Genomic DNA, 12,875 nt, shown 5'->3' with positions numbered 1-12,875 from the left:
GGCTAGACCTTGCCGAGGGTGGAGGACCGGCGGAGGTAGCAGACCCAGGTGACAATCAGCATCAACACATACCCGCCGACGAAACCGTAGAAGGCAGTGTCATAGCTGCCCGTGGCCCCCTTCGACGCGTTCAGGACCTGCGGAATGAGGAAGCCTCCGTAGGCGCCGATCGCTGAGATAAGACCGAGCGCTGCTGCGGATTGACGTGCCGTGCTGACTGATTCTCGCAGGTCGGTCTGCCCCGCCGGGGCCCCCCGTACCGCGAAAATCACGGGGATCATCCGGTAGGTGGCGCCATTGCCCATGCCTGCCGCAGCGAAGAGGACGAGGAACAGGCCAAGGAAGAGCCAGAAGTTGGACAGGGGGAGAGTCCAGACGACCGTGAGGGCAATCGCGGCCATGATGGCGAAGGCTGCCACGGTGATGAGCGCTCCACCGAACCGGTCAGCGAGGCGTCCACCGAAAGGTCGGGCGAGGGAACCGATCAGCGGGCCGAGGAAGGCCAGGGACAGGGTGACCGGTCCCATCGGGAGGGTGGAGAAGGCGGGGAATGAGTCGACGATGAGCTTCGGGAAGACTCCGGCGAACCCGATGAACGAGCCGAAGGTGCCGATGTAGAGCAGCGCCATGATCCAGAAGTGCGGTTCGCGGAGGGCTGCCAGGGAGCCCGCAATGTCGCTCTTCGCGTTCGAGAGGTTGTCCATATATTTCCAGGCGCAGACGGCCGCGACGACAATGAGCGGCACCCAGAACAGTCCGGCTACCGGCAGGTTCAGGGTAGCGGCAGCGCCGAGGGCGACGACGATGGGAACCACGAGCTGCGCGACGGCGGCGCCGAGGTTGCCGCCCGCGGCGTTGAGGCCCAGCGCCCAGCCCTTCTCCCTGGCCGGGTAGAAGTAGGTGATGTTTGCCATCGAGCTGGCGAAGTTGCCACCACCGAACCCTGTTAGCGCTGCGACGGCGAGCATGACACCGAACGGTGTGTCCGGGTTCGAGACGCAGAGAGCAAGGCCGATGGTGGGAATCAGGAGGAGCAGGGCGGAGACCACCGTCCAGTTCCTGCCGCCGAACCGCGGCACCATGAAGGTGTAGGGAATGCGGAGGGTCGCTCCGACAAGCGACGGCATCGAGATCAGCCAGAAGATCTGCGACGTGGAGAAGGTGAAGCCGGCCGCGGGCAAGTAGACGACGACGATCGACCAGAGCTGCCAGACCACGAACCCGAGGAACTCACACGCGATGGACCACTGCAGGTTGCGCTTGGCGATCGGTTTTCCGACGGTGTTCCACTGCGTGGTGTTCTCGGCGTCCCAGTTGTCGATCCAGCGGCCGGGCCGGTGGGCGAGGGGTGGTGCGGTCGCGGCGGGTGGAGCGCTCAGGGCCAAAGGTGATGCTTCGTCAATGCTCACAGAGTCCTCCAGGGTTGGTGTTGCTACTTCCCCTGACGGTACGGAGTCCGCGTTTCCACTCGTGGCGTGCCACGTAAACGCCCCGTGACGTTCACCTATCCGGGCGTGCACGGTGTTGTGAGAACTTATGTGACTGGACCACGCGTACCCTGAACGGTGAGTAACATGTTACTCATGGCGACGACGCTCACAGCCCCCACCTCCCTGGTTTCCGAACTCCACGCCCGGGGCGTTTCCGACGCGCGGGCCGACGCGACCTCCCGGGCGGCCTATTCGAGCGACGCCTCCCTGTACCGGGTGCAGCCCACCGCCGTGGTCTTCCCGCGGCATCTGGACGAGGTGCTCGCCACCCTGGAGGTCTGCCGCGAACGCGGGATCCCCTTCACCTCCCGCGGCGCCGGCACCTCGTTGGCCGGCAATTCCATCGGGACCGGCGTCGTGATCGACTTCAGCCGCCACCTCAACCGGGTTCTCGAGTTCGACGCCGAGAGCCGGACCGCCGTCGTCGAACCAGGCGCCGTCCACGCCACCGTGCAGAAGGTCGCGCTGGCAAGCGGGCTGAGGTTCGGGCCCGACCCGTCCACCCACACCCGCTGCACCGTCGGCGGAATGATCGGCAACAACGCCTGCGGGTCCCGGGCGCTCGCGTACGGGCGGACCGCCGACAACGTGACGCACCTCGACGTCGTCACCGGGTCCGGCGCGCGGCTCTACCTCGGCGCGGATGGCACGCCGTCCTCGCCGGAAACCGACGCGCTGCGCTCGCTGGTGGGCGCGGAGCTCAGCACCATCCGCACCGAACTCGGGCGCTTCGGGCGACAAGTGTCCGGCTACTCCCTCGAACACCTCCTTCCGGAACGCGGATTCGACCTGCGGCGGGCGCTGGTGGGCAGCGAAGGCACCCTCGCCGTCGTGCTTGAAGCGGGAGTGCGGCTGGTCGCCGACGCGCCGCATAAAACCATGGTGGTGCTCGGGTTTGAGACCATTGGCGACGCCGGCGACGCCGTCACCAGCGTCCTGCCGTTCCAGCCCACCGCCTGCGAGGGCCTAGATTCACGGATCGTCGAGGTGGTCCGCACCCGGAAGGGCCCGCAGGCGGTACCCGAACTGCCCGGCGGTGCAGCCTGGCTGTTCGTCGAAATTTCCGGGGACGACGCCGTCGAGGTCGCCGATCGCGCCGGACGCCTCAGCGCCATCGCCGAGGCCAGGCACGCACGGATCATCACCGACCCGCGGGAGGCGCTGGCGCTGTGGCGGATCCGCGAGGACGGCGGCGGACTGGCCGGCCGGTCGCCGACGGGAGCGCCCGCCCACGCGGGCTGGGAAGACGCCGCAGTGCCACCGGAACAACTGGGCGATTACCTCCGGGAGTTCGACGAACTGCTTCTGGCCCACCATCTCACCGGGTTCCCGTTTGGGCACTTCGGAGATGGCTGCGTGCACATCCGCCTCGATTTCCCGCTGGCGCACCACGGCACCACAGTGTTCCGCGCGTTCCTCACCGACGCGGCGCAGCTGGTGGCCCGCTACGGGGGGTCCCTCTCCGGGGAGCACGGTGATGGCCGCGCCCGTAGCGAGCTCCTGCCCTATATGTACTCTCCCGCGGCCATCTCGCTGTTCGGGAAGGTCAAGGGCATTCTCGATCCGGACAACATCCTTAACCCGGGCATTCTCGTGAATCCTGTTCCGCTGGACGTCAACGTCCGGGTGGCGGAGGCGGGGCCGCTGCGGTCGCGATTGGGTTTCGGGTATCTGGACGACGACGGCGACTTCAGTCAGGCGGTCCACCGGTGCACCGGAGTGGGGTTATGCCGGGCGTCGCACGCTGACAACAGTTCGGTGATGTGCCCCTCGTACCTCGCGACGCGCGAAGAGAAGGACTCTACCCGGGGTCGGGCCCGGGTCCTGCAGGAAATGATCAACGGCAGCGTGACCGGCGGCAGCATCACCGGGGCGAAGGGAGGGACGCCGAACTGGCGGGCGCCCGAGGTGCACGAAGCCCTGGACCTCTGCCTCTCCTGCAAGGGGTGCGCCTCCGATTGCCCAACCGGGATCGACATGGCCGCGTACAAGGCGGAGGTGCTGCACCAAAGTTATCGGGGCAGAATCCGGCCCGCCGCGCACTACTCACTGGGGTGGTTGCCCCGCTGGGCGAAACTCGCGTCGATCGCCCCGAGACTCGTGAATGCCCTGGTGCGGCTGCCTGGTGCACGCCAGCTGGGGTTGCGGCTGGCGGGGGTCGACCAGCGCCGCTCCATCCCGGCCTTCGCACCGCAGACCTTCCACGCCTGGTTCAACGAGCGTTCCACCACACCATCCGCAGACCGACCGCCGGTGCTCCTCTGGGCGGATTCGTTCACCGAAAATTTCTCACCGGAGGTAGGAAAAGCAGCGGTGCGGGTGCTGGAAGCGGCAGGCTACGAGGTCGGGATCCCCGACGCACCGGTGTGTTGCGCCCTGACCTGGATCTCCACCGGTCAGCTCGATTCGGCTCGAAGAATTTTGCGCTCCACCGTCGACGTGCTGGGCGCCTCGGTGGAGCAGGGTATTCCGATCGTTGGCCTGGAACCCTCCTGCACGGGGGTGCTCAGGTCAGACGCCGTCGAGCTGCTCGGACACGATGCCGCCGGACAGGTTGCCGGCGCCACTCATACCCTCGCTGAGTTCCTCGCACAGACGCCGAACTACACGCCACCGTCGCTGGCGGGAACCACCGTCGTCGCGCAACCGCACTGCCACCACCATGCGGTGATGGGCTGGAGCCCCGATGCGGCACTGCTGGAGAATGCCGGCGCCACGCTCCAGAAACTCGGCGGGTGTTGCGGCCTCGCCGGGAACTTCGGCGTGGAACGCGGCCACTACGAGATCTCGGTAGCCGTTGCCGAGCAGCAGCTCCTGCCGGCGGTGCGGGTGGCGGCCGACGACGCCGTCGTGCTGGCCGACGGCTACTCCTGCCGGACCCAACTGGAGGATCTCAGCGACCGCCGCGGTATCCACCTGGCGCAGCTGCTGGACCCGGCGAACCGAGATTAGTTGGGTCGGTGTCCTGGCCCGACCGCGCGGTAGTACGAACTCATACCGTGCTTCACGCCCAGACGGACCGTAGCACCAGCCAGTTGGGTTGTGGGGGCTCTAATGCACGGGGAGGAGTCGCCGGCCGCTGATTTTTCGCGGGCTGATGCCGAAGAAGACGTTGCGTTGGCCCGGCGCCCAGGGCTCGTCCGCACGGCTGCCCCAGAGTGTTTTCAGAAGGGCTGGGTCGGTGATGCGGTTAGCGGGCCCGTTGACCAGAACGGTCCATCCGCTGCGAGCGGCAAGGTCGATGTGGTCGAGCTGGAACGTGGCCTGCGTCAGCTGGCTCCGGGCGATCATTCCATCCTCTGAGGTGCGGAAGTACACGCCGCCGTCGTGAATGTGCTTGCGGCGTGATTCATCGGGCATCACGGGCAACGTGGCTGCGCGCATGGTCAATCGCTGGTTCCAGTGTGGCGAAAAGGTGCTTCTGGTGACGCAATGACTCCAGGACTCCGACTTTCGTGATCAGATCCAGGTGTCGGTCCTGGACTCCCTTGATCAGGACAGTGATGCCGCGTCGCTCAAGAGCAGTCACCAGATCGGTGATCACCCGTGCGCCGGTAGCGTCGAGTGCCTGCAGCTGGGACATGCGGAGGATCACCACGTCTACGTTGCTGATGTCGCTGATACGTTCCAGCAGACGTTCAGCAGCCGCAAAAAATAGGGCACCGTCAAGACGATAGAGGGCAATCCGGGAGTCCCCGTCCTGGCCCGGGCCCGGAATCTCTTCACGGTGGACACCGCTGGACTTGACCAGGGATCGCAGCGCAAAGAAGGCGGCCACAAGAACTCCGATTCCCACCGCCTGAATCAGGTCGAGCGAGACGGTAACAACGGCAGTGACCACCAGGACAATGGTGTCCCCGCGGGTCGACCCAATCACGCTGCGCAGGGTAGGTATGGAGACCATCCGCACCGCAGTGACCATCAGGACACCCGCGAGCGCGGCAAGTGGAATGCGGGACACCGGGCCGGTGGCCAGATAGACCACTAGCAACAGGACGATCGCGTGGGTGACCGCAGCGACCCGGGTACGTCCTCCCGATCGAATGTTCACTGCAGTGCGGGCAATCGCGCCGGTGGCCGGCATACCCCCGAACAACCCGGATGCCACGGACGCCAAGCCCTGGCCGAAAAGTTCACGGTCGGCGTCGTACGGCCCCGTATCCGATATCGAAGCTGCCACCCGCGCCGACAGCAGCGACTCGATCGCTGCCAGGGCGGCGATAGTCGCCGCAGGGCCTGCGAGCACGACAATCAGTCCCCAGTCCCAACCGGGGACGGATGGTGCAGGCAGGGAACTGGGGAGAATACCGATCCTCGCGATCGGCATGGCCAGGGCTTCGGCGATAACGCTCGCGACCACAATCGCGACAAGGGATCCAGGGATCCGGGAGTGGATGCGCGGCGCTACGATCATGATCACGATGACTAGCGTGACGAGCCCTACCGCTGCCAGATAACCCGAAAGGGGAGCGGTTGACAGGGCCTGGATGGCCGATATTGCGGCGTTACTGCTGGGCCCCGCGCCGACGCCAAAAGCTGCTGGCACCTGTTGGAGAAAGATGATGATGGCGATCCCGAGGGTGAATCCCTCGATCACCGGCCACGGTAGGAGGGATACGACCCGCCCTAGCTTCAGGGCGCCCGCGGCGATCACGATCAGCCCGGCCAGAACACCTACTACGGCCAGAGCCTCAATTCCGTGAGTCGCGATGACTGGGCCCAGCACCACAACCATGGCTCCGGTCGGCCCTGAGACCTGAACATGGGAGCCGCCAAAGACTGCCGCGACCAGACCAGCCACCACAGCGGTAATCAGGCCGCTGGCAGCGCCAGCCCCTGAACTGACCCCGAACGCCAGCGCGAGTGGTAACGCGACGATGCCTACGGTAAGCCCAGCAATCAGGTCACCCTTCCAGGTGCGCGGCAGCTGGGCGTAGTCCCGCATGCTGGGCAACAGGGACTGGATCGACTGCAGAACATTCACTCGGCACTGCCTGCCGGTACGGGATTGACCGTGGATGCTCCGTGTTCAAGGTTCTGTTTGGTTGTTTGTAGCACTCCTTCGAGGAGTCCGCGGGCAACGGCCAACAGTTCGGCCACCAGCGGGCTAGTCAGTGTATAGAACTGCTGAAGGCCGCGCCGGTCGGATTTCACCAGCTGATAGCGACGCAGCACAGACAAGTGCTGTGATAGGTGCGAGGCTTCCAGTCCTGTCGCGGTCAGCAGTTCCGACACAGACACCTCGGGCGCTGCGGAAAGCAACTCCAGGACCCTGATTCGGACAGGGTGGGCGAGGCCCTTGAAGAGATTCGCCTTGACCTCGTAAAGGGGCACCCGGAAGTCATCGACTTTATTCACTCGAAGGTCGTTCTCCATCGTCACTCATCCTACTATTTGATTACTTGATGTTTCTATCATGCAACAGGAAAGCAGGAAAGGGAAACTGCCGACCAGCTTCAAGGATTCACTGCGACGGGAATGTGGCGCGGTGCCGTCGGTGAGGGTGGGGTGGGGTGGGGTGAGGGTGTCGGCGCTTAGCGTCGGATGCCCTTGACGAAATAGAGCACCGGGCCAAAGAAGCTGACTGCGATAACCGCGGACCACACAGGCTTGGATCCGTGCACCTGGGCAGGGGACCGCTTCGCCAGATCCGCCCAGGCGGTGGCGGCGAGCGAGAGCTGAATGGAACCCAGCACCAGGGTCAACGTCTTTTGCCGGTCAGTAAGGTCGTTCCATTTGCGGGATGTCCTCCTGCTGACCCTGGTGTTCATTTGCTCACCGTAGCTCCCGGACGGTAAGTAAATTAGGGACTTTTGGCACTGGAATCTGGCTTGCTTTGGCCACAGGCTGAAAACCATGAGCCAGCAGCCGGTCCTGAATCCTGCCCAACTGTCGAACCTCAACGCCTGGTGGCGTGCGGCGAACTATCTGTCGGTGGGGCAGATCTATCTGATGGATAATCCGCTCCTTAAGGAACCTCTCCGGCCGGAGCATATCAAGCCGCGGCTACTGGGCCACTGGGGGACCACTCCCGGACTGAACTTCATTTACGCACACCTCAACCGGGCCATCATGGCGCGTGACCTGGACATGATCTACATCATGGGACCCGGTCACGGTGGGCCTGCGGCCGTTGCCGCAGCCTGGCTTGACGGCACCTACAGCGAAACGTACCCGGACGTTTCCGGGGACGCCGTCGGCATGCGACGACTATTCCACCAGTTCTCCTTCCCCGGCGGCATTCCCAGTCACGTCGCCCCGGAAACGCCCGGGTCGATCCATGAGGGCGGAGAGCTGGGGTACGCTCTCTCCCACGCTTACGGCGCAGCGTTCGATAATCCGGACCTCACGGTCGCAGCGATCATTGGCGACGGCGAAGCTGAGACCGGACCGCTCGCGGCCAGCTGGCATTCCAACAAGTTCGTTGACCCCGGCCGGGATGGTGCAGTCCTGCCGATCCTGCACCTCAACGGCTACAAGATTGCCAACCCCACGGTCCTGGCGCGGATTAGCCGCGAGGAATTGGATGCGCTGCTCCGCGGGTACGGGCACACCCCGTATTACGTTGAAGGCTCTGACCCGGAACAAATGCATCAGGACTTCGCTCGTGTGCTGGATGGCTGCCTCGACGAGATCCGGGACATCCAGCGTCGGTCGCGCGCTGAAGGCGACACCGACCGTCCCCTCTGGCCCATGATCGTGCTGCGCTCGCCGAAGGGCTGGACCGGCCCCGCCGACGTCGACGGGGTCAAGGTGGAGGGTACCTGGCGTGCCCACCAGGTGCCCTTCAGTGGGGCGCGCGAAAACCCTGCGCATCGGGAAGTTCTCGAGAAGTGGCTGCGCAGTTACCGTCCGGAAGAGCTATTTGACGACGACGGCGCCCCTGTCCCCGCTATCCGCGGCCTCCACCCTGAGGGGGCGCGGAGGATGAGCGCCAACCCTCATGCCAACGGAGGAATCCTCCTCCGTGACCTGCAGATGCCCGATTTTCGGGAATACGCGGTTCCGATCGCGTCGCCCGGAACCGGGTCCGGCGAATCCACCAGAGTGCTGGGGACCTTCCTCCGGGACGTCATGACGGGGAACATGGAGTCGTTCAGGGTCTTCGCGCCAGATGAAAACAACTCGAACCGGTTGGACAACGTTCTTGAGGCCACGGACAGGACCTGGAACGCCGGGGTGGTCCCCGGCGACGATCACCTGGCCCGCGACGGCCGGGTCATGGAGATCCTGTCCGAACACACCTGTCAAGGCTGGCTGGAAGGGTATCTCCTCTCCGGCAGGCACGGGTTTTTCTCCTGCTATGAGGCGTTCATTCATGTGGTCGACTCGATGTTCAACCAGCATGCCAAATGGCTGACCACCACCAACGACATCCCCTGGCGTCGTCCGATCGCTTCCCTGAACTATCTGTTGACGTCCCACGTCTGGCGGCAGGACCACAATGGGTTTTCGCATCAGGATCCGGGGTTCATCGACCATGCGGTCAATAAGAAGGCCGACGTTATCCGGGTCTACCTGCCGCCCGACGCCAACACGCTCCTGTCGGTGGCCGATCATTGCCTGCGCAGCCGGCAATACGTGAACATCATCGTCGCGGGCAAGCAGCCCCAACTGCAGTACCTCGACATGGAATCGGCGATCAAGCACTGCATCAAGGGTGTCGGCATCTGGGAGTGGGCCAGCTCGGACGCGGGTGAGGAGCCCGACGTCGTGATGGGTTGCGCGGGTGATGTGCCGACCATGGAAACCCTTGCCGCCGTCGAAATCCTGCACACCCATTTCCCGGACCTGCGGATCCGGGTGGTCAACGTGGTGGACCTGATGCGTTTACAGGACCAGAGCAGCCATCCGCATGGGCTGTCGAGCCTCGAATTTGATGCGGTGTTCACGCGGGATAAACCGGTGATCTTCGCCTATCACGGCTACCCTTGGCTCATCCATCGGCTGACCTACCGCCACACGAATCACAACAACTTCCATGTGCGCGGCTACAAGGAAGAAGGCACCACCACCACGCCGTTCGACATGTGTGTGATGAATCAGATCGACCGGTTCAACCTGGCGATCGACGTGATTGACCGGGTGCCGAGGCTCCGCGACATCTCCTCCCACGTGCGGGAAGAGCTGAAGGACAAGTTGATCACCCACCACCAATACATCAGGACCGCCGGGGAGGACCTGCCGGAGGTCAGGAACTGGCAGTGGACGGCCAGGACGTAAGCGCTGAATCTCAGCTTCAGGGCCGTCGGGAAATCAGGATGTTTCCCTTGGCGTGGTGAAGAATTGTTTGTGCGGTGGACCCGACCGAGCCAACGAACCTCCCTTGTCCGGTTTCGCCGACCACCACGATGCGGGCGGAGCCGGCATCGTCGAGGATGGTGCCGGCCACCGAGTGGCCCGTGACCAGTGCCGTCTCGATAACCAGGCCCGGAACTGCCGCTCGTGCCCGAACCACGCCTTCGGAGAGGATCTGCATAGCCCTCACGTCCGATCCCGGGTACGAATGGTTACGACCGAACAGGCGGACGTCGTCTCTCACATGCATGATCTTCAGGGGTGCATTCCACAGCGTTGCCAGGGCGATCGCATCGTCTAGCGCCGTCTCGCTTTTGGCCGACCCATCGATGCCGATCAGCACCGGACCGTCGGGCGCCTCCTTGGCGCGCACCACCACCACGGGGCACTGGGCAGTGGTCGCGAGCTTAAGGCTGACCGAGCCGACCAGCAGACCCAGGAACCCGCCCAGCCCGCGGCTACCTACAACCACCAGGTGTGCATCCTGAGACAGGCGAGCAAGGACCTCCGAAGCGACGCCGGCGATGAGGCTTGTCTGGACCTGAAGTTCTGGCGCAAGCTGTCGCGCCAACGTTGTGCCTTCGGCGAGAGCTGTTTCCGCAGCATGCTTGAGTCCGCTGTCCGCGACTCCCTCCACCGGACCCAAATCGTGGGTGATCAGAGGCCAGATCCAGCAGTGCACCAGGTGCAGTGCGCGGTGTTCCAGTACGGCCTGCGCCGCGGCCCACTTAAGTGCCAGGCGTGACTGATCCGACCCGTCATATCCAACGACAATGCTGTGCTTCATTCGTTGTTGCTTTCGTTTGAAGGCAGTAATTCAGCGCCGTGCGCGATGAGTACCGGGCAGGACGCGTGCTCGGCGACGACGGAGCTCACCGAACCTAATAGCAAGCCGGCAAACCCGCCGTGTCCCCGGCTGCCGACCACCAGCATTTGCGCTGTTTTGCTTTCTTCGAGCAGCACCCGGGCTGGCGGTCCCTGACGGGTTATGGTCGTGGCGTCGCGGGGTGGATCGTTGTGGAAGGCTTTCTCGAGAGCCCCCGCCAGGATTGTTTCCGCGACTTGTTCTGGGTCCCAGCCGGATGGAGGGAATTCGTAGTAGGAAAAGGGGATCTGCCACGCCGCGACGGCCCGGATGCTGGCGCCGACGGCGGGGCGCAGCCGTTGGGCCCACTGCAACGCGAGGATTGATGACGGCGACCCGTCCACTCCGACGACAATATACTTATTAGCCACTGACCCAGCATGCGGCCACCGCCTGCTGCGTCACAGGGGCTTTGGTCCCGCATTCTGCAGGCGCTCGTGAAGCCCCGGGATGCGACGACTGCAGGGCGGTGGTACCGGCGTCAGGCGTTAGCGAGCCACAGATCGGAGCCGAAGACCTCATAGTGGATTCGCTCCGCAGGCACCCCGGATTGCAATGCCTGAGATCTGATGGACCGCATAAACGGCAGGGGGCCGCAGAGGTAAACGGAGGCGTCGGGTGGAATGGTCACGGCATCCAGTGACATCAGGCCGGTATGGTGATCCCCGGCCGGTTGTTCCAGCCACAACTCCAGCTCGGCGGTTTCCAGGCTCGCCGCGTCGCTGCTCATCTGTTCCCGCAGAGCCCACCTGTCCAGGCTGCTTTCGGCGTGCAGGACCAGGACCTCACGGCGCGAGTCCTTCTGGGCCAGGGATCGCAGAATCGATGCGATGGGTGTGCAGCCGATGCCAGCGGAGGCAAGGACCAGGGGGTGCTCGCCGTCGCCCAGAACAATGTCGCCACATGGGTTCGAGAGCATCAGTTGGTCCCCAACCTGGACGCTGTGATGGAGCACGGGTGTCACTTCACCGTCGGCATCGAGCCGGGTGGTGAACACTCTCACATTCGGCTCGTTCTCGGCACCCACTGAATACTGGCGCACCTGGTGAATTCCGTCGGGCATCATCACCTTGACCCCGATGTATTGGCCGGGTCGGGAAGCTGTGATGGGGGTGTCGTCAGCGGGTACGAGGGTGAACGTGACGGCGTCGCTTCCTGCTGGTTCCTTGCTTTGGACAATCCAAGGCGTCCACGGCTTGTCGCTCGCAGCACCCGCGTACAAGCCGTTTTCTATCTTGATCAAAGCGTGGGCCATCAGCCAATAAACCTCGGTCCACGCAGCAGCGATTTCCTCGGTAATGACCTCGCTGAGCTCTTCGGCAATGGCATCGAAGAGGTGCTTGTAGACGACGTCGTACTGTTCAGGCACGATCCCCAGCGAGACATGTTTGTGAGCAATACGGGCAAGCAGGATTTCCGGTGCACTGTCTGGATTCTTCACCAAATGCGCGGCAAAGCCCGCAATGCTTCCGGCGAGGGCCTGCTGTTGGGTCCCGTTCTTCTGGTTTGACCGGCTGAACAGACCATCAAAGAGCTCTGGATGGGCGGCGAACAGGCGCGCGTAAAAGTTTGTTGCAATACCGGGCATCTTCTCGCCTACCAGCGGCAGTGTGGCTTCGATGATGGGGTGTGACTGGTGCGAAAGCATTCCGGCTCCTTGCATTGAGGGCTACTGCTTTCAAAAGTAGCATGCCAAATGCCAGTTTTTTTCCGGGCTATGTTCTGCAGAGATTCAGGCGGTCGGATGCGACCGCGTCGACAGATCCTGCAGGGCGACGAATGCCGGTCCGATGCGGCCCGGACCTGCCAGGTCAGCGATAACCACGCCATCCAGTTCCGCATAAAAAGCATCCCGGGCACGAGCAAGGGTCACCCGCAGGCCGCAGCCGGCAAGGAGCGGGCAGTCACCTTTGGGAGTCCGGCAATCAGCAACATCGTTGCGGGTGTCGAGGCTCCGCAGCAGTGCCCCGACCGTTGCCCGTCTGCCTTCCTCACTGATCCGCAGGCCGCCGGAACGCCCGCGGACGACGTCCACCAGACCCAGATCCCGCAGCCGGATCACAGCCTTGCTCACGTGGTTGTAGGGGATGTCGATCTCCGCGGCGATGACTCGCGAGGTCTGGAGCCCATCGTGCGGTGCTGACGCAAGGATCATCAACACCCGCAGGCACACGTCGGAGAAGGCATTGATCCTCATGCCTCAACACTAGATGTGTTCCGGT

Annotated in this window: 11 protein-coding genes; 2 read left to right on the top strand and 9 right to left on the bottom strand. The window is 63.9% G+C overall.

The features are described 5' to 3' along the window. Positions 1-2: 2 nt before the first annotated feature. Entirely contained in the window at positions 3-1,409 is a 1,407-nt protein-coding gene (locus ACX80G_RS06370; RefSeq protein WP_459306527.1) for an MFS transporter, read from the bottom strand. A gap of 165 nt (positions 1,410-1,574) precedes the next feature. On the opposite strand from ACX80G_RS06370, the gene ACX80G_RS06365 reads away from it, so the two are divergent. Further along, complete coding sequence (locus tag ACX80G_RS06365; RefSeq protein WP_459306662.1) at positions 1,575-4,442, top strand: FAD-binding and (Fe-S)-binding domain-containing protein; 2,868 nt, start codon at positions 1,575-1,577, stop codon at positions 4,440-4,442. Positions 4,443-4,541: 99 nt separating this feature from the next. Here the strand turns inward: ACX80G_RS06365 and ACX80G_RS06360 are convergent, their stop codons facing one another. From ACX80G_RS06360 to ACX80G_RS06345, 4 genes are all read right to left on the bottom strand, one after another. Continuing rightward, positions 4,542-4,850, bottom strand: coding sequence for a pyridoxamine 5'-phosphate oxidase family protein (locus ACX80G_RS06360; RefSeq protein ID WP_459306525.1), 309 nt, complete (start codon positions 4,848-4,850; stop codon positions 4,542-4,544). Further along, entirely contained in the window at positions 4,840-6,435 is a 1,596-nt protein-coding gene (locus ACX80G_RS06355) for a SulP family inorganic anion transporter (RefSeq protein WP_459306661.1), read from the bottom strand. Before ACX80G_RS06355 ends, ACX80G_RS06360 begins: the two co-directional genes overlap by 11 nt. 35 nt (positions 6,436-6,470) lie before the next feature. Further along, positions 6,471-6,866: an ArsR/SmtB family transcription factor gene (locus tag ACX80G_RS06350; RefSeq protein WP_459306523.1), complete on the bottom strand. Its 396-nt coding sequence runs from the start codon at positions 6,864-6,866 to the stop codon at positions 6,471-6,473. Positions 6,867-7,024: 158 nt separating this feature from the next. Beyond that, positions 7,025-7,261, bottom strand: coding sequence for a PLDc N-terminal domain-containing protein (locus tag ACX80G_RS06345; protein WP_459306521.1), 237 nt, complete (start codon positions 7,259-7,261; stop codon positions 7,025-7,027). 85 nt (positions 7,262-7,346) lie between these two features. On the opposite strand from ACX80G_RS06345, the gene ACX80G_RS06340 reads away from it, so the two are divergent. Further along, a complete protein-coding gene (locus tag ACX80G_RS06340; RefSeq protein ID WP_459306519.1) occupies positions 7,347-9,713 on the top strand; it encodes a phosphoketolase family protein in 2,367 nt (788 codons plus the stop codon). A gap of 16 nt (positions 9,714-9,729) precedes the next feature. Here the strand turns inward: ACX80G_RS06340 and ACX80G_RS06335 are convergent, their stop codons facing one another. The 4 genes from ACX80G_RS06335 to ACX80G_RS06320 all read right to left on the bottom strand — a co-directional run bounded on the left by ACX80G_RS06335 (position 9,730) and on the right by ACX80G_RS06320 (position 12,850). Continuing rightward, positions 9,730-10,575, bottom strand: coding sequence for a universal stress protein (locus ACX80G_RS06335; protein ID WP_459306518.1), 846 nt, complete (start codon positions 10,573-10,575; stop codon positions 9,730-9,732). Further along, a complete protein-coding gene (locus tag ACX80G_RS06330; RefSeq protein WP_459306516.1) occupies positions 10,572-11,024 on the bottom strand; it encodes a universal stress protein in 453 nt (150 codons plus the stop codon). Before ACX80G_RS06330 ends, ACX80G_RS06335 begins: the two co-directional genes overlap by 4 nt. A gap of 110 nt (positions 11,025-11,134) precedes the next feature. Next, entirely contained in the window at positions 11,135-12,301 is a 1,167-nt protein-coding gene (locus ACX80G_RS06325; protein WP_459306514.1) for a globin domain-containing protein, read from the bottom strand. An 84-nt stretch (positions 12,302-12,385) separates the two neighbouring features. Further along, positions 12,386-12,850 (bottom strand): RrF2 family transcriptional regulator, encoded by a 465-nt coding sequence (locus tag ACX80G_RS06320; protein WP_459306512.1) that lies wholly within the window; start codon positions 12,848-12,850, stop codon positions 12,386-12,388. Positions 12,851-12,875 lie beyond the last annotated feature (25 nt).

Source organism: Arthrobacter glycogeni, assembly GCF_054510815.1.
Note: the sequence above shows the minus strand (reverse complement) of the source record. Positions and strands in the feature narration are given on the sequence as shown.